Annotated in this window: 19 protein-coding genes and 1 tRNA gene; 11 read left to right on the top strand and 9 right to left on the bottom strand. The window is 62.4% G+C overall.

The features are described from left to right. Positions 1 to 34: 34 nt before the first annotated feature. Entirely contained in the window at positions 35 to 955 is a 921-nt protein-coding gene (locus tag BSY17_RS21370; protein WP_150125808.1) for a GT-D fold domain-containing protein, read from the top strand. A gap of 19 nt (positions 956 to 974) precedes the next feature. On the opposite strand, the gene BSY17_RS17080 is transcribed toward BSY17_RS21370, so the two are convergent. Next, complete coding sequence (locus tag BSY17_RS17080; RefSeq protein ID WP_069066351.1) at positions 975 to 1,628, bottom strand: MOSC domain-containing protein; 654 nt, start codon at positions 1,626 to 1,628, stop codon at positions 975 to 977. A gap of 58 nt (positions 1,629 to 1,686) precedes the next feature. Then, positions 1,687 to 1,905, bottom strand: coding sequence for a DUF2945 domain-containing protein (locus tag BSY17_RS17075; RefSeq protein WP_069066350.1), 219 nt, complete (start codon positions 1,903 to 1,905; stop codon positions 1,687 to 1,689). Positions 1,906 to 2,031: 126 nt separating this feature from the next. Between BSY17_RS17075 and BSY17_RS17070 the strand changes: the two genes are divergently transcribed. The 4 genes from BSY17_RS17070 (at position 2,032) to BSY17_RS17055 (ending at position 5,499) form a co-directional block, all read left to right on the top strand. Continuing rightward, on the top strand, positions 2,032 to 3,210 hold the full coding sequence (locus BSY17_RS17070; protein WP_069066349.1) for a glycosyltransferase family 4 protein: 1,179 nt from the start codon (positions 2,032 to 2,034) through the stop codon (positions 3,208 to 3,210). 27 nt (positions 3,211 to 3,237) lie between these two features. Beyond that, a complete protein-coding gene (locus tag BSY17_RS17065) occupies positions 3,238 to 4,542 on the top strand; it encodes a replication-associated recombination protein A (protein WP_069066348.1) in 1,305 nt (434 codons plus the stop codon). Continuing rightward, on the top strand, positions 4,539 to 5,396 hold the full coding sequence (locus BSY17_RS17060) for a hypothetical protein (protein ID WP_069066347.1): 858 nt from the start codon (positions 4,539 to 4,541) through the stop codon (positions 5,394 to 5,396). The genes BSY17_RS17065 and BSY17_RS17060 overlap by 4 nt, the downstream gene beginning before the upstream one ends. 28 nt (positions 5,397 to 5,424) lie before the next feature. Then, positions 5,425 to 5,499: transfer RNA gene (locus tag BSY17_RS17055), tRNA-Thr, on the top strand. A gap of 100 nt (positions 5,500 to 5,599) precedes the next feature. On the opposite strand, the gene BSY17_RS21365 is transcribed toward BSY17_RS17055, so the two are convergent. After that, positions 5,600 to 5,935, bottom strand: coding sequence for a hypothetical protein (locus BSY17_RS21365; protein ID WP_150125807.1), 336 nt, complete (start codon positions 5,933 to 5,935; stop codon positions 5,600 to 5,602). Positions 5,936 to 5,987: 52 nt separating this feature from the next. Then, positions 5,988 to 6,428 carry a cupin domain-containing protein gene (locus BSY17_RS17050; protein ID WP_069066346.1) on the bottom strand — a complete coding sequence of 147 codons (441 nt, stop codon included), beginning with the start codon at positions 6,426 to 6,428 and terminating at the stop codon, positions 5,988 to 5,990. 121 nt (positions 6,429 to 6,549) lie between these two features. On the opposite strand from BSY17_RS17050, the gene BSY17_RS17045 reads away from it, so the two are divergent. Then, positions 6,550 to 6,852 (top strand): glycine zipper 2TM domain-containing protein, encoded by a 303-nt coding sequence (locus tag BSY17_RS17045; RefSeq protein ID WP_037479014.1) that lies wholly within the window; start codon positions 6,550 to 6,552, stop codon positions 6,850 to 6,852. A 57-nt stretch (positions 6,853 to 6,909) separates the two neighbouring features. Here the strand turns inward: BSY17_RS17045 and BSY17_RS17040 are convergent, their stop codons facing one another. After that, positions 6,910 to 7,191 carry a hypothetical protein gene (locus tag BSY17_RS17040; RefSeq protein WP_037477094.1) on the bottom strand — a complete coding sequence of 94 codons (282 nt, stop codon included), beginning with the start codon at positions 7,189 to 7,191 and terminating at the stop codon, positions 6,910 to 6,912. Positions 7,192 to 7,341: 150 nt separating this feature from the next. Continuing rightward, positions 7,342 to 7,749, bottom strand: coding sequence for an EVE domain-containing protein (locus BSY17_RS17035; protein WP_069066345.1), 408 nt, complete (start codon positions 7,747 to 7,749; stop codon positions 7,342 to 7,344). A gap of 103 nt (positions 7,750 to 7,852) precedes the next feature. On the opposite strand from BSY17_RS17035, the gene BSY17_RS17030 reads away from it, so the two are divergent. Then, on the top strand, positions 7,853 to 8,800 hold the full coding sequence (locus BSY17_RS17030) for an isopenicillin N synthase family dioxygenase (RefSeq protein ID WP_037477090.1): 948 nt from the start codon (positions 7,853 to 7,855) through the stop codon (positions 8,798 to 8,800). 14 nt (positions 8,801 to 8,814) lie between these two features. Here BSY17_RS17030 and BSY17_RS17025 read toward each other — a convergent pair whose 3' ends face one another. Further along, positions 8,815 to 9,198, bottom strand: a complete 384-nt coding sequence (locus tag BSY17_RS17025; RefSeq protein WP_037477088.1) for a dihydroneopterin aldolase — start codon at positions 9,196 to 9,198, stop codon at positions 8,815 to 8,817. A 110-nt stretch (positions 9,199 to 9,308) separates the two neighbouring features. On the opposite strand from BSY17_RS17025, the gene BSY17_RS17020 reads away from it, so the two are divergent. The 4 genes from BSY17_RS17020 to BSY17_RS17005 are packed head-to-tail and all read left to right on the top strand — an operon-like array spanning position 9,309 to position 12,256. Further along, a complete protein-coding gene (locus BSY17_RS17020; protein ID WP_171899260.1) occupies positions 9,309 to 9,845 on the top strand; it encodes a GNAT family N-acetyltransferase in 537 nt (178 codons plus the stop codon). A 44-nt stretch (positions 9,846 to 9,889) separates the two neighbouring features. After that, positions 9,890 to 10,456 (top strand): DUF1285 domain-containing protein, encoded by a 567-nt coding sequence (locus tag BSY17_RS17015; protein ID WP_069066344.1) that lies wholly within the window; start codon positions 9,890 to 9,892, stop codon positions 10,454 to 10,456. After that, complete coding sequence (locus tag BSY17_RS17010) at positions 10,453 to 11,064, top strand: CoA pyrophosphatase (protein ID WP_069066343.1); 612 nt, start codon at positions 10,453 to 10,455, stop codon at positions 11,062 to 11,064. Before BSY17_RS17015 ends, BSY17_RS17010 begins: the two co-directional genes overlap by 4 nt. Further along, positions 11,045 to 12,256, top strand: coding sequence for a CCA tRNA nucleotidyltransferase (locus BSY17_RS17005; protein ID WP_069066342.1), 1,212 nt, complete (start codon positions 11,045 to 11,047; stop codon positions 12,254 to 12,256). Before BSY17_RS17010 ends, BSY17_RS17005 begins: the two co-directional genes overlap by 20 nt. On the opposite strand, the gene BSY17_RS17000 is transcribed toward BSY17_RS17005, so the two are convergent. After that, positions 12,220 to 13,968 carry a putative bifunctional diguanylate cyclase/phosphodiesterase gene (locus tag BSY17_RS17000; protein ID WP_037477082.1) on the bottom strand — a complete coding sequence of 583 codons (1,749 nt, stop codon included), beginning with the start codon at positions 13,966 to 13,968 and terminating at the stop codon, positions 12,220 to 12,222. The two genes, BSY17_RS17005 and BSY17_RS17000, sit on opposite strands and share 37 nt — an antisense overlap. Positions 13,969 to 14,036: 68 nt before the next feature. Beyond that, the gene (gene parC, locus BSY17_RS16995; protein WP_069067050.1) at positions 14,037 to 16,325 is read right to left on the bottom strand and encodes a DNA topoisomerase IV subunit A; all 2,289 of its coding nucleotides are present in this window, start codon (positions 16,323 to 16,325) and stop codon (positions 14,037 to 14,039) included. Positions 16,326 to 16,447: the final 122 nt, after the last annotated feature.

The following is a 16,447-nucleotide window of genomic DNA, read 5'->3' as shown; positions in this document are numbered from 1 at the left end:
AATGTCACTTTGACCCAGAGAGTGGATCAATACGATGCAAGATACGATGGCTTTTTGTCTTGATGAGTTTAGGCGACTTCATATCAGCAATCCTGCGCTAAAACAGATGACAATCGAACGGTCATCCGCCTTCATTTATCATAAATCCGGGTCCATACCGACGCTCCTTTCAACTGTCGAGGAGCATTTAAAGAATCGTCGTGCTTTTTCTCTGATTAGAGTTGGAAATGGCGAAGGTAATGCCTTTAGTATGACGCAACCGAGGTCTCATCCGGCATTGTTCGAGACATTTTGTCATGAGTTTAACGGTCAAAATCATTTTCCAATTAGCGAACAAGTGGCTGAACAGTTCTGCAAACGGGTGGCCATGGCCATCGATAATGCCGATTGGCGCGGCGTCCGAAGCTTTCGCATGAATGAATTGAAGCTCATCCCAGAGGTCATCGAGAAAAAAAGTGCCTATGCTGCGCTAGGCCTTACATATGCACGTGATTATCTCAGACAAAGCCTGGAAGGCGATGCATTACGTAACACTACTATCACGTCCGCCTGGATTCATCTCGATCTAGTTGACGAGTTCGATGCACTCCTTGCGCTAGGCCGTGAGATTATTGTCATCACCGGCCGGCACGAGCTACACCGCATCTTTAAAGAAAAACTAGGAAATCGCCTGATCGATTTTATCCCGGTTCCGGTACAGCGGTACATACCTGAAAGCTTCGAAGAATCTCATTTTGGAGGAAGATTCGACGAAGTTTGCTCAATCCTGTCAAAAGATCTGAGTGGCAAACTCGTTTTGGTTGGCGCCGGGCTATTCGGCAAAATTTATTGCGACGTAGCCAAGCGCCATGGCGCAGTGGCTTTGGATCTTGGTAGTTTATTCGACGTTTTGAGTGGAAAGACCACGCGACCGATCTTTAAAGACTATAATTTCAGAGGAAAGCGCTGGGTTTAGAGGATTGCGCAGATCGGTCCTAAATCGAAAGCCGTCGCGCGCGCTCTCGCCATGCTTCCGCCAGAACCGGCATGTCGGCCAGTTGCGCCACCGACGCGCGGTCTGCCTTGTGTCCGCCGCCGATCAGCAGGTGAAACACCCTGGCGATGGGCCAGTCCGGCAAGGGGCGGTCGAGCAAGGCCATGCGCTCGCCTGCCTGCGCCTCGCCCTCGCGGATCACGCGGAAATAGAGGCCGCATCGGCCGGTCTTGACGATGGTGGCCAAGACATCGCGCGCGCCGAAACGATGGTCGAGCTTCCAGCAGGGCTGGCGACCATGGCTGACCTCCACGATCGCGCTGCCCAGGGTGAAGCGATCCCCTAAGCAGATCGTCTCTTCGGTCATGCCGCGCGCGGCGATATTCTCGCCAAAGGCGCCGGGCGCGCCCAGCAGCGGGTGGCCGGGCTTGCGGTCGCGCCACCAGGCATAATGGTCCTGCGGGTAGAGATGGATCGCTTTGTCCCAGCCGCCATGATGGATGGGGTCGGCGACCTGATCGCCCTCCAGCCCGCCCCAGCCGATCCGCACCGGGCCGGTCACGGGGGTCTTGGCGATGGCGCTATAGTCGGGGCCGCGAAAGGGGGCCGGTTTGCCGACGAGCAGGGCATCGACTGTCATGAAGGGCGTATGCATGCCGCCATGTTGCCATGGCTGCGGACCGCTGGCGAGGGCCGATCGGCGGCAGGTGGCGTCAGGCCGGGCTGATTTCCGAACGCAGCTTGAGGACTTCGCCGCCATTGTCGGAATGGATCAGGAAGGCGGGATCGTTGGGCGATCCGTTGCGACCGATCAGCGACCCTTCGATCGTGCGTTCGACATGGCGGTCGAACCGCTCGGTAATGTGACCCCGGCCGACGCCCTGCCCCCAGTTCCACTTGACCCGCTTTCCCTTGCGAAATGTCTCGGTCATCAGGGCATCCTCTTCCTGTCGGGCGCATGCTGCGCCAGCCGGTTTACATGACAAGCGAAGGTCAAAATTCCCAACGGCTTAACCGGTTCCCTTGGGTTTTACATTCTGTTGGGCTAAGGGGCGGCGATGGATGCATCCGGCCTTCGCGTTGCCCTGTTCAGCGGCAACTATAATTATGTGCGCGATGGGGCGAACCAGGCGCTCAACCGCTTTGTCAGCTATCTGCTGCGGCAGGGTGCGGCGGTGCGGGTCTATGCGCCGACCACCGACACGCCGGCGTTCGCGCCTGCGGGTGACCTGGTCAGCACGCCGTCCTTCCCGGTGCCGGGGCGCAAGGAATATCGTGTCCCCTATCGCATGTCGGTGCAGGTTCGCCGCGATCTCAAGGCCTTCCAGCCCAATCTTATCCATCTTTCCAGCCCCGACCCGCTCAACCATCGGGCGCTCAGCTGGGCGCGCGACCATGGCCTGCCGACGGTGGCGTCGGTCCATACCCGGTTCGAAACCTATCCGCGCTATTATGGCCTCGCCTTTCTGGAGCCGTTGATCGAATCGATGCTGCGGCGTTTCTATCGCCGCTGCGATGCGATCGTCGCGCCGTCCGATTCGATGGCGCAGCTGCTGCGCGAACAGCGGATGAGCTATGATGTCGGCATCTGGACGCGCGGCATCGATCGCGACATTTTCAACCCCGGCCGCCGCAGCCTGGAATGGCGGCGATCGCTGGGCATGGCCGATGACGCACCGGTGATCGGCTTTATCGGGCGGCTGGTGATGGAAAAGGGGCTGGACGTCTTTTCCGACGCGATCGACCAGTTGGCAGCGCGACAGGTGCGGCATCAGGTGCTGATCGTGGGCGAAGGCCCGGCGCGCGAGTGGTTCCAGAACCGGTTGCCGAACGCCGTCTTCACCGGCTTTCAGGGCGGGCCGGATCTGGGGCGGGCAGTTGCGAGCATGGACATGCTGTTCAACCCGTCGGTCACGGAGACCTTCGGCAATGTGACGCTGGAGGCGATGGCCTGTGGCTTGCCCACCGTGGCCGCGCGGGCGACCGGCAGCGAAAGCCTGGTGACGGATGGCGTCACCGGGCGGCTGATCCGCCCTGGCGCGATCGGCGACTTCGCCGATGCCTTGCAAAAATATTGCGACGATAGCGCGGCGCGTGCGCGTGCCGGCGAAGCGGCGCGCACACGGGCGGAGCGCAATGGCTGGGATCAGGTCAACCAGGCGTTGGTCGACACCTATCTGCGCGTGATCCGCCAGCGGGCGCAGGGCATGGTGCTGCGATCCAGCCCCGTTCCCTGAGCGCCCTGCCCTCCCTATATAGTCCTCATGGCTGACCTGTTCGCTTCCGACGATGCTGCGCGCGATCATGCGCCCCTGGCCGACCAGTTGCGGCCGCGCACTTTGGCGGAGGTGGTCGGGCAGGAGCATCTGACCGCCGCAGACGGCGCGATCGGGCGGATGGTGACGGCGGGGCGGCTGTCGTCGATCATCCTGTGGGGACCGCCCGGCACCGGCAAGACGACGATCGCGCGGCTGTTGGCCGATGCCGTGGCGATGCGGTTCGAGCCGATTTCGGCGGTGTTTTCAGGGGTTGCGGACCTCAAAAAAGTCTTTGCCGCCGCGAAGGACCATGCGCGGCAGGGTGCCAAGACGTTGCTGTTCGTGGATGAGATCCACCGGTTCAACCGCGCCCAGCAGGATAGCTTCCTGCCCTTTGTCGAGGATGGCACGGTGACGTTGGTCGGTGCCACGACGGAGAATCCCAGCTTCGAGTTGAACGCGGCCCTGCTGTCGCGCGCGCAGGTGTTGATCCTGCGGCGGCTGGACGCAACCGCGCTCGAACAATTGCTCGACCGGGCGGAGGCGTTGACGCAGCGGCCCCTGCCGCTCACCTCTGCCGCGCGCGATGCGCTGCTCGCCAGCGCCGATGGCGACGGGCGTTTTCTGCTGAACCAGGTCGAGACGCTCTATGCGATCGACCTACCCGAACCGCTCGATCCGGCGGGGCTGTCCGCCCTGCTCCACCGCCGCGTCGCGGTCTATGACAAGGATCGGGAGGGGCATTATAATCTGATCTCCGCCCTGCATAAGTCGCTGCGCGGATCGGACCCGCAGGCCGCGCTCTATTATATGGCGCGGATGCTAACGGCGGGCGAACAGCCGCTCTATGTGCTGCGCCGCCTCGTGCGCTTTGCGACCGAAGATATTGGCCTCGCCGATCCGCAGGCCGTGGTCCAGTGCCTGGCCGCCAAGGACGCCTATGAATTTCTGGGCAGTCCCGAAGGCGAATTGGCGATCGTGCAGGCGTGCCTCTATTGCGCGACCGCGCCCAAATCGAACGCGACCTATGCGGCGATGAAGGCGTCGTTCAAATCGGCGCGCGATACCGGATCGCTGATGCCGCCGATGAACATCGTCAACGCGCCCACCAAGCTGATGAAACAGGTCGGCTATGGCAAGGGTTACCAATATGACCATGATACGGCCGAGGGCTTTTCCGGTGCGAATTACTGGCCGGAGGAGATGACCCCGCAGACCTTCTACGCGCCGACCGATCGCGGTTTCGAGGCGCGGATTGCCGAGCGGATCGCGCATTGGAACCGGTTGCGCGCCGAGCGGCAAGAGGGATGACGCCACGCTTCGAGCGCTTCGTTGCGATCGACTGGTCGGGCGCGAAGGGGGTGCGGCATAAGGGCATTGCGGTGGCAGTCTGCGATGCAGGTGACGACGCACCGCGTCTGGTCGAACCCGCCGCGCGCGTCTGGTCGCGCCAGGCGGTGGCGGAGTGGCTGATCGAGTCTTGCGCACAAACGCCGACGCTGTTTGGCTTCGATTTCAGCTTTGCCCCGCCCTATGTCGCGCGCGGGGGCTATCTGCCGGGCGATCCGGTGCCGCAGGATGCGCCCTCCTTCTGGGCCTATGTCGAATCGGTGTGCGATGACGTCGATCTGGGCGCGGCCAGCCTGTTGGAGGTCGCCCATCGCCGCCACTTCTATTTCGGCAAGGCGGACGGGGCGAAGGCGGACTATATGCATAACCGTGCCTGCGAAGCCCATTATAATGCGGGCGGCGGCGGCAAGCCGTCCACCGTCTATGACGCGATCGGCGCGGCGCAGGTCGCCAAGGCCAGTTTTGCAGGGATGCGGCTGCTGCACCATCTGCGCCCGCATGTGCCGATATGGCCATTCGATCCCCTGCCCACCACCGGTTCGCTGATCGTAGAAATCTACACCAGCATTGCCGCGCGCGCTGCGGGGCGGCCCAAGGGGCGGAGCAAGATGCGCGATCTGGAGGCGATCAACGCGGCGTTGGCGGCGCTGGAGTCTGCGCCCTATGCCGAATCGCTGCCCGATGACCATGGCGCGGATGCGATCGTCACGGCCGCCTGGATGCGGCGGGCGGCGCTGGAACCGGCGCTTTGGTCGCCCGCGCCCCTGACGCCGCATATCGCTGCAACAGAGGGCTGGACGTTCGGCGTCATCTGATAGTAAGGGCGTTCGGCCCGATGGGCGCGCCGGATTAGCACAGGGGTAGTGCAGCGGTTTTGTAAACCGAAGGTCGCGGGTTCAAATCCTGCATCCGGCACCATTGTCCGCCCGATCAGACTCAAAACAAAAATGGGGACCGGCATTGCTGCCGATCCCCACGTCCGTCGAGTCAAGCGATCCGCGTCCCTGGCGGGATGCGATCATCGGCCCGGCGTTTGCGATCCGACCGCCTTCCCGAAGAAAGACTGCCGCATCGAGTGCTTCGGGGTGAGCCAAGGGCTGCTTTCCCGTCGCTGGTCATACCTGTTCCGATGCCCGACGTTCACTTTCGCGCGTACCCGGCAGCGGCCCTGACGACCGACCCGGCTATTGGCTGCACCCTTGCGGGTTTGACCTGTCGCCGGACCATCAGTCACACAGGCAAAATACTGATAAATCAGCATTTCCTGAAATGGATCGCACCATTTCCCTATTTCCCGATAGAGAGATGGTCTCACCTCGTCCGAGTCGTTCCAAGCGAAATCGGACAGAATCATGACGGTGCCACGCGCAAATCTGTGGATAACTGTGGATAAGTTTTCCCCGCCCCTATTGCGGCGGTGCCCAGCCCGGCGGGGCCAGCGTGAAACCGGCAAAATCGAAGGCCGGCGTCACCGTACAGCTCACCAACGTCCAGCCGCCCTGCGGTGCTGCCGCCTGCCAGTGATAAGCGGGCACCCTGCTCTGCGGCATCTGCCCAGCCAGGATATCCGGGCCGAGGGAAATCGTCTGCGCCGGTTCGCCCTCTGCCGCGACGGACAGCGATAAGGGCGCACCGGCATGCCAGAACCAAAGCTCGTCCGCATCCACCCTATGCCAATGGGAGGATTGATGGGCTTCGAGCAGGAACAGGATCGCCGTGCCCGCTGCGCGTTCGCCAGGGGCAGCGGCAGCGCGCCAGGTTTCGCGATACCAGCCGCCTTCGGGGTGGGGCGAGAGATCGAGCGCGGCGATCAGCGCCCGTCCATCCCGTTCGTCGTCCGCGCGCATCGGCTTACCTCAACTTTTATCGATTTTAATACAACTGCTTACGTCGTTGTCAGACGTTAATGCAACCTCGATCAATATGCGGGGGTTCAAGCATCAAGTCACGTAAATGGAGGAGAATTTCATGCGTAAAGCAATGCTGGCCCTGGCGGCCGTTTCGCTGGCCATCCCGATGTCGATGGCGATCCCGATCGAAGGCGCGGAAGCACGCAAGAATCATCGCTACAAGGAGTGGCGCGGTCGCGACGGGCGCACCTATTGCCGTAAATCCAACGGCACGACCGGCCTGATCGTCGGTGGCGTGGGCGGTGCCCTGCTGGGTCGCGCCATCGATACGCGCGGCGAACGCACAACCGGCACATTGCTTGGTGCCGCTGGCGGCGCGCTGTTGGGCAAGGAAATCGACAGCAAGCGTCGCTGCCGCTAACAAAAAAGGGCGGCGTCCCGTCGGACGCCGCCCTTTTTCATTCGACGGATCGAAAGATCAGTTCGACGCTGCGCCGCGCGCTTCATCGACCTTGAACGCGACATTCTGGCCGCCCGACACGCCCGACACACGGCCGTTCTTGACCGAGAGGTTGAACGCGACGGCATCAGGGAAACGACGACCGGAAATCAGCTTGCCGGTTTTCGTGTCTTTTACTTCATACACATAGGTATAACCTTCGTGCGTGAAGCGCTGCTTGCCAGCTTCTTCAGCCTGGGCAGGGGCGGCGATGGCAACAAAAGCGCTCAGGGCGCTGGCGGCAACAAACTTGGACAGCATTCGCATGGGTTTTCTCCTTGTGAATGCCGATCAAACACCTCTGTATATTCTTGTTCTGTTGACGACGCTTCTATGTTGCAGCGCGGCATGGCAGCAATCGCAAAGAACGACCATGCGGTTGCGCCGAACGCAATCCGCCTGCGGAGACCCTCATCCCTTGGACATGGCGACGATATGCTCAAACTGCGTTTGTGTCAGTGGCGACACCGACAGGCGCGACTGGCGCAGCATGACCATGTCGGCCAGCGCCGGATCAGCCTTCATGGCCTTGAGCGTGACCGGGCGATCCAGTTTCCGATGCGGCGCGACATGCACCGCGATCCATTTTCCGCTATCGTCGGTGCTATCGGGCGCAGCCTCTTCGACGATCGTCATGATGCCGACCGCCTCGACCCCGATATTGCTGTGATAGAAGAAGGCCAGGTCGCCCTTGCGCATCGCCTTCATATGCCCCTGCGCCGCATGGTTGCGCACGCCGTCCCATTCCGCCTTTCCCTTGGTGACGAGGTCGTCATAGGAAAATACGTCGGGTTCCGATTTCATCAGCCAATAGTTCATTCTGCCTCCTTGCATCAGCGTCGTTGGCCGATCAAGGATGGCGTCATGCACCGCCGCGCCGCCAGCAGAGGGCGCGCAGCGACGATTTTTTGGAGATAATGACGTGTCGCAGACGATGATCGACCAAGTCCCGGTCCTGTCCATGGCAGAATTGGACAAAGCCGATTTTGCCCAGGCGTTCGGCCGGTCCTTCCAGCAGTTCGGTTTCGCGATGGTGCGCGACCATGGGATGGACCAGCCGTTGATCGACGCCGGATGGGCGATGGCGAGGGAATTCTTCGCCCTGCCCGATACGGTCAAGTGCCGCTATGACGCGAAGAATAATGGCGGGCAGCGCGGCTATACTGCGTTCGGCACGGAAATCGCCAAGGGCGCGAGCGAGAATGACCTCAAGGAATTCTGGCATGTCGGCCGGGATCTGCCTGCGGGCGATCCGCTGGCGCAAACCATGCCGCCTAATGTCTGGCCGGACGACATGCCGGAGTTCAAGGCAGTGTTCGCCCCGCTCTATCGCGAGTTCGATCGCGTCGGCGCGGAATTGCTGTCGGCGATCGCGCTGTATCTCGACTTGCCCGAACGCTGGTTCGACGGGCCGATCGACAAGGGCAATTCGATCCTGCGCCTGCTCCATTATCCCCCCGTATCGCCGCAGGCTCCGGGCATTCGTGCGGGCGCGCATGAGGATATCAACCTCATCACCCTGTTATTGGGCGCGGAGGAAGGTGGACTGGAGTTGAAGGATCGCAACGGCAACTGGTTGCCGGTGGTGCCGCCGCCCGGCGCGCTGGCGATCAATGTCGGCGACATGCTGCAGCGGCTGACCAATCATCTGTTGCCTTCGACCAGCCATCGCGTGGTCAATCCGCCACCGGAGCGGCGCGGCCATTCGCGCTATTCGATGCCCTTCTTCCTGCATCTGCGTCCGGATTTCCTGATCGACGCGCTGCCGCAATGCGTCAGCGCCGAGAATCCGCGCCGCGATCCGCCGATCACCGCGCATGATTATCTGACCGAGCGGTTGATCGAGATCGGGCTGATCAAAAAGGCCTAAGAGCCGGGCGGCGTTTACTTCCGCCCGCGTCCGAGCGTGATGCCGATTTCCTCGCCACGCTCGGACAAAGCGAGCTTGACGATCTTCACCTCGACATGGCTGACCATCGCATCCTGCATGAAAATGGTGTCGATGATATGGTCGGCCACTGCCTCGATCAGCGTGAAATGCACGCCTTCGGGTAGCGCGGTGGACGCGGCATGTTTGAGGTCCATGTAATTTTTGGACTGGCCAAGCGGCGTGTCCGGCGCATAATGATCGGCGATCTTCAGCCGCGCGCGGATGGAAATGCGCAACGGCTGGGGGAGATGCGTCTCCTCCGAATAGATGCCGGTCAGCACGTCGACATGGAGATTATTGACCTCCAGCGTCAGAAAATCGTCAAATCCAGTCTGCATGGTCCGCCATATGCGGCCCGTTGCTGCTGTTGCGACGGGCCTCTTTAGTCTTTCATTTTGCGACGCGAGCGCTAAAGCCCGCCGCTTCCGGCGCGGTCCATGCGCCATTGATGGCGGATCGGCAAGACGTGTCTCAGATTGTTCCCTTGAATAGTCAGCCTGTCATGGCGATCGAGGCGCTGCTGGATGCCGCCTTCGGACCTGATCGCCATGGTCGCACGGCTTATCGGATCAGGGATGGGATGCCCTGGTTGGCCGACCTGTCCGTCGCCACGCTGGACGCTGACGGGATGTTGATCGGATCGCTGCAAAGCTGGCCCGTCGCGCTGACGAAGGCGGATGGCACGCAGATGCCGCTCATCATGATTGGCCCGGTTGCGGTTGAGCCAGCCCATCAGAAGGGCGGCCATGGCCGCGCGATGATGGACGCCGTGGTCGATGCCGCCCGCGCGCGGCGCAGCGAGCCGCTGATGATGATCGGCGACCCGGAATATTATGGCCGCTTCTGGGGCTTCGACGCGCAGGGCACCGGCGGATGGGACGCGCCCGGCCCGTTCGAGCCGCGCCGCCTGCTGGCTCTGTCGGTCGATGGCCGTGCCGTGGGTGGTATCGGGATGCTTGGCCCCAGAATCGCGGTCGCGGCCTGATTACCCCTTTGCCTTCGGGCAAGGCCGTGCCTATCTCCGCCCCTATGCCCATGGAGCCCCTCCCCGACCTCGCCACCCTGTCCCTGGCCGATATTGCCCGGCTGGCCGATGAAAAGCGCCTGCCGCCGGTTGAGCAATGGAATCCTGCCCATTGTGGCGACAGCGAGATGCGGATCGCGCGCGATGGCACCTGGTTTCATCAAGGGTCGCCGATCGGGCGGGAAGCGATGGTACGGCTGTTTTCGACGATCCTGCGCCGGGAGCCGGACGGCAGCTATGTGCTGGTCACGCCGGTCGAGAAGCTCGATATCGTGGTAGAAGATGCGCCGTTCGTCGCCGTCGAATTGAAGAGCGAGGGCGAAGGTGCCGATCGTGCGCTCGCTTTCCGCCTCAACACGGGCGACCTTATCGCAGCGGGGCCGGATCATGAACTGGTCGTGCGCGAAACGGGCGATGGTCCCCACCCCTATCTTCATGTGCGGGGCGGGCTGGAAGCGCTGATCAACCGCAGCGTCTATTATGAGATGATGAACATGGCGCTGCAGGAAGCGGGCGATCGGGTCGGCCTGTGGAGCCATGGCCGCTTCTTTCCGCTGGACGGGACCGCATGACGCTGGCGGAGCGGTTGCGCGCCGCGCTTCGGGAAGGGCATCAGCGCGAGACGGATGTGCTGCTGTCGGACACGCGCGATCCGCGCATCGACGGGACGCTTGCGCTGGCCCCGGCGGCGGTGCTGGTGGCGGTCACCGACCGGCGCGAGCCGGGCCTGATCCTGACACAGCGGTCGGCAGCTTTGCGCAAACATGCGGGGCAGATCGCTTTTCCGGGCGGCCGTGTCGACGCCGAGGACGCGGACGAGATTGCGGGTGCCTTGCGCGAGGCGGAGGAGGAAATCGGCCTGCCGCGCCATGTGCCGCAGGTCATCGGCACGTCGGATCGCTATCATACCTTCACGGGTTTCGACATCGTGCCGGTGCTGGCGGTGGTGCCGCCCGACCTGCCTTTACGGGCGCAGGAGAGCGAAGTGGCCGACTGGTTCGAACTGCCGCTGGCCTATGCCCTCGACCCGGCCAACCGCACCCGCCATGTCGTGGAATTTGATGGGGTTATGCGGCATTATTATGAGATTATCTGGCAAGAGCGTCGCATCTGGGGCGTGACCGCAGCCATCCTCGCTAACCTTTCGCGCAGGCTCGGCCATGACCATCCTGTTGCCTGACGCCGATTGGTGCCACCGGCCGGGCCTCGATGGCCTGCTCGATGCGCTGGGCGCAGCGCAGGGGCAAGCGCGCTTCGTCGGCGGGGCGGTGCGCGACGGGTTGCTGGGGCTTGCGGTCAACGATCTGGACATAGCCACCACGCTCGATCCGCATGATGTGGTTGATCGGCTGAAGGCGGCGGGGATCAAGGCGGTGCCGACCGGCATCGACCATGGCACCATCACGGCCGTCCTGTCGGGCTGGCCGGTGGAGATCACGACGCTGCGGCGGGATGTCAGCACCGACGGTCGCCGGGCGACCATCGCCTATACCGACGACTGGCGCGAAGATGCGGCGCGGCGCGACTTCACCATCAATGCCCTCTATGCCGATCCGTTGAGCCGGGAGGTCACCGACTTCTTTGGCGGTGTTGCCGATCTGGAGGCGCGACGCCTGCGCTTCATCGGTGACGCAGACTCGCGCATTGCCGAGGATCATCTGCGCATCCTGCGCTATTTCCGCTTCCTCGCCCGTTATGGCGGCGATGTGGTGGACGATGACGCCTATGCCGCGTGCCGCGCCGCCGCCAACAGCCTGATGGCTTTGTCGCGCGAACGGATTGCCGACGAGCTGATCAAATTGCTGGCGGTTGCGGCACCTGTCCGTGCGCTGCGGCTGATGGTCGATGGTGGCATATTGCGGGCGGTTCTCCCCGAAGTTGAGATGGCAGGCATCGACCGGGTGGAGACGCTGATGGCGCGCGAGGCGGCTTCGGGAACGCCGCCCTCGGCGCTCCGGCGACTGGCCGCCCTCTTGCCACCCGACCCGGCTACCGTGGAGCAGATTGGTGCCCGGCTCAAACTGTCGAACAAGGCGCGCAAGCGGCTGGTGCTGGCGGTCGAACCGGGACCAGCGGATGAAGCGCCGCGGGCCTTGGCCTATCGGGTCGGGACGGAAAGCGCGATCGACCGGCTCTTGCTTGATGTCGACCGGCCCTTGTCAGCGCTCGGTTCGCTTGACGGATGGACGCCGCCGACATTGCCGATCAGCGGCGGTGCGCTCATCGCGCGCGGCCTGCCGCCCGGCCCGGATGTCGCCAAGGCCTTGCAGGAAGTGCAGAAAATCTGGGTGGAAGAGAATTTTCCCGATGCGACGCGCGTCGGCCTGATCGCCGATCAGACGGTTTCGAAATTCCAGCGCGCGCGCCAATAATCGAAGGCATCCGCCTCGTTCATCGGCTTGGCGAAATAATAGCCCTGCCCCTGCCAGCAGCCCATCTGCTGCAAGGCGAGCGCCAGTTCCTGCGTCTCGATACCCTCGGCCGTGACCTTGAGGTTAAGCGATTCGGCCAGCGACAGGATGGTGCGGACGATGACCGCCTTGTCGCGATCCTCCGCCATGGACGACACGAAACTGCGGTCGATCTTGAGGATATCGATCGGCAGGCTGTGCAGGCTGGCGAGGTTGGAAAAGCCGGTGCCAAAATCGTCCATCGCGATCGGCATCTGTAGATCCTTGAGCGCAAACAGGAGCTTACGCGCCTTATCAGGGTCGGCGATGATCGCGCTTTCGGTGAGTTCCGCCGTCAAACGGCTGCCCGCGACGCCCGAATAGCGCAACGCTTCCTCGAACATGGAGGCGACATCATCGCGCGCCATCTGGATCGGCGAGAGGTTGACGTTGACGCCGACCGGCAAGGGCTGGCCATAACGCACGTCCCAGCGCGATAGCGCCTGTGCCGCTTCATAGGCGGCCCAGCGGCCAAGCGACGTGATCAGGCCGCTTTCCTCCGCCACAGCGATAAATTCGACCGGTGGAACATGCCCCAATTCGGGGTCGTGCCAGCGCGCCAGCGCTTCGAAACCCGTAATCTCCCCCGTCTGGAGATGGATGAGCGGCTGATAGGCCAGCGTCAGGCCACCATGGGCCAGCGCTTCGCGCAACCGGCTCTCGATCGAAAAGCGCCGCTGCGCTTCCTTCAACACGCCGTTGCGATAGATTTCGACCTTGCCGCTGCGCTTGGCGATCTTGACCGCCGCTTGTGCCTTGCGCACCACATCGTCCGGATCATCGTCCAGGTCGATCGACAGCGCACACCCAATGGCACAGTCCACCCGGATCTGGAGGTCGCTGAGCCGAATCGGGGAGCTGAGCGCTTCTCTGATCCTCTGCACGATATGCAAAGCGTCTGATAGACCATTGTTAAGACGCGCAAAAATAGCAAAATCATTGCCGCCGATGCGTGCCAGCACATCACCTTGGCGGAGGCTGGATTTCAGGCGCTTGGCGACCGTGATCAGCAGTTCGTCGCCCGCCATCGGGCCGAGCGATTCATTGACACGGCTGAAACGACTGAGATCGATCGCAATGATGCCAAATTGGGCATTGTCCGGCCAGACGCTATTGCTGAGCCGATCGTCAATTTCTTCGCCGAACCCGGTCCGGTTGGGGAGCGCCGTCAAGCCATCCGACAAAAGCTCGCGGCGCAGATTTTTCTCCATCGTCCGGTCGCTGGTGCGATCGATCGCCGTGAACAGAAAATGGGGTGGACCATCGGTGGGGAGTCGCCCGATCGTACACATGAAATATTCCGGCCCCAACGCGCCGTCGCGCCGCAGTTCGAAGCTATCGCAGGGTCGATCCGACCTTATGAAACTTTTGACCCGATCGCGCCATTCGGTAGCGACCTGTTCCATGATGTGCGATAGTCCACGCGATCGGAAGGCCTCGGTGAACGCGGCATTGGCCTCCAGCACGACGATGTCGTCATCATCCTGCACCGATAAGATGGCGGACGGCTGTGGCAAGGCTGCCAACCATTGGCGGCTGGCCACCATCTGATCGACCTGTGCAGCATCCCCCCCGCCGAGGGGATCTTCGCTGGACCTTTTCACTGGCCAATTGCACGCCGCAATGGATTCCATGGCCCCGCGATATCGGGAACCGGTAAATTTTCAGGAAACGTCTGGTCGCTCTTTGGATAAATCAGACATTAAAAGCGATTGTCACGGGGAAATCCGGTCGGCGGCATCCGTCCGGCCGCGCCCCGCGCGACTTTCCAGGGGGTCATGTCCGATTCGGTGCGCGTCCGGCCGCTGTCGCCGCCCATCGTCCAGCTTAACCCGTCGGCCAAGCGGAAGGCGATGGCATCGGATAGTCCGCCATCACGATAGCGCTGCAACTGCACGCCCTGCCCCCGCGCCATCTTCGGCATCTCATCCAGCGCGAATACCAGCAATTTACGGTTCTCCCCTATGATCGCTACGCTGTCCGCTTGCGGAGCGATGGGGTGGACGATGGCCAGCTTTGCGCCGGTGCGAATGTTCACGACCTGCTTGCCCTTGCGTGTTTCGGCAATGATATCGCTGACCGCCGCGATGAAGCCGCGCCCATCGGACGAGGCGAGCAATAATTCCTTGCTGGTCCGGGCGGGCATGAAGGCGACGATCATGCCCTCATTATCCATATCGACCAGCGACCGCACCGGATCGCCAAAGCCCCGGCCACCCGGCAGCTTGTCGGACCCAAGCGTGTAGATGCGGCCGGTGCTGGTCGCCAGCAGCAGTTTGTCGGTCGTATAGGCGTGGAACGCATAATGCGGGCCATCGCCTTCCTTGAACTTGAGCGTATCAGCCGCCGCCAGATCGCGATGGCCGCTCATGGCCCGTATCCAGCCGCGTTCGGAGAGGATCACCGTGATCGGCTCGCGCTCGATCATCGCTTCGAGCGGAATTTCGCGGGCCGGGGCCGCCTCCTCGACCAGGGTCCGCCGACGCCCCAGGTCCGTCTCCGGGCCATAGCGTTTGCGTAGCGCTGCCAGGTCGCGTTTCAGGCGCTTGCGCTGCAGCCCCGTGTCGCCGACCAGCTTCTCAAGCTCATCCTTTTCCTTGACCAGCTCGGCATGTTCGCGCCGCAATTCCATTTCCTCCAGCTTGCGCAAACTACGCAGCCGCATGTTGAGGATGGCTTCGGCCTGTCGGTCATTCAGCGCGAACTCGGCGATCATCACCGGCTTTGGCTCATCTTCGGTGCGGATGATGGCGATCACCCGGTCGAGATTGAGATAGGCGATGATATAGCCGTCGAGCAGGTCGAGCCGGGCGGCGATCTTTTCCAGCCGATGCTGGGCACGCCGGACCAGCACCTCGATCTGATGCTTGAGCCATTCGACCAGCACGGACTTCAACCCCATGACGCGCGGCGTATGGGTCGCGTCCAGCACGTTGAGATTGAGCGGAAAGCGATTTTCCAGGTCGGTCAGGCGGAACAGGCTGTCCATCAGCATCTGCGGATCGACCGTGCGGGCGCGCGGTTCGATGACGATGCGGATTTCCGTGTCGCTCTCGTCGCGCACATCGGCCAGGATCGGCAGCTTGCGATCGTTGATCAGGGCCGCGATCTGCTCGATCAGCTTCGATTTCTGCACCTGATAGGGAATTTCGGTGACGATCGCGACCCAGGTGCCACGCCCGCCCTCTTCCTTGTGCCAGCGCGCGCGTGTGCGGAAACCGCCGCGTCCCGTCGCATAGGCTTCCGAAATCATCGCGGCATTATCGACCAGTACGCCGCCAGTGGGGAAGTCCGGTCCTGTGACGACCTGCATCAGCCTGGCATGATCGGTATCGGGATTGTCGATCAGCAGATTGGCGGCATCGATCAGTTCGGCGACATTGTGCGGCGGGATGCTGGTGGCCATGCCGACCGCAATGCCGCTGGCTCCGTTGGCGAGCAGATTGGGGAACAGGCCGGGAAAAACCTCCGGCTCTTCATCTTCGCCATTATAGGTGGCGCGATAATCGACCGTGCCTTCGTCCAGGCCTGCCATCAGATCGGCCGCAGCCTGGGTCAGGCGGGCTTCGGTGTAGCGCATGGCGGCGGCATTATCGCCGTCGATATTGCCGAAATTGCCCTGGCCATCGACCAAGGGCGTGCGCAGCGAAAAATCCTGCGCCAGCCGCACCATCGCGTCATAAACCGATGTGTCGCCATGGGGGTGATATTTGCCGATGACGTCGCCGACGACGCGGGCGCATTTCTTGTAACTGGTCGTATTGCGCGCCGGATTGGCCACCAGCACATCGGGCGATGCGCCGCCCGGCTCCATCTTGAGCAGCCGCATCGCCCAGAGCAGCCGACGATGAACCGGCTTCAACCCATCGCGCAGGTCGGGCAAGGATCGCGCAGTGATGGTGGACAGCGCATAGACGAGATAGCGTTGCGACAGCGCCGCGTCGAACGGATGGTCCTTGATGCTGTCGAAGGGATCGCGAAAATCGGTCATCGCCGCGGGAATAGCAGGGCTGCGCCGCTTGGCAAACGGGGATTGGCGATTGATGGCTGGTGACGCAAAAAGCTGTGACGGTTGCAGAACAAGGGTTGCGGTTTCGCGCGCAGACGCCATTT

The organism is Sphingobium sp. RAC03, from assembly GCF_001713415.1.
GTDB lineage: Bacteria > Pseudomonadota > Alphaproteobacteria > Sphingomonadales > Sphingomonadaceae > Sphingobium.
Note: the sequence above shows the minus strand (reverse complement) of the source record. Positions and strands in the feature narration are given on the sequence as shown.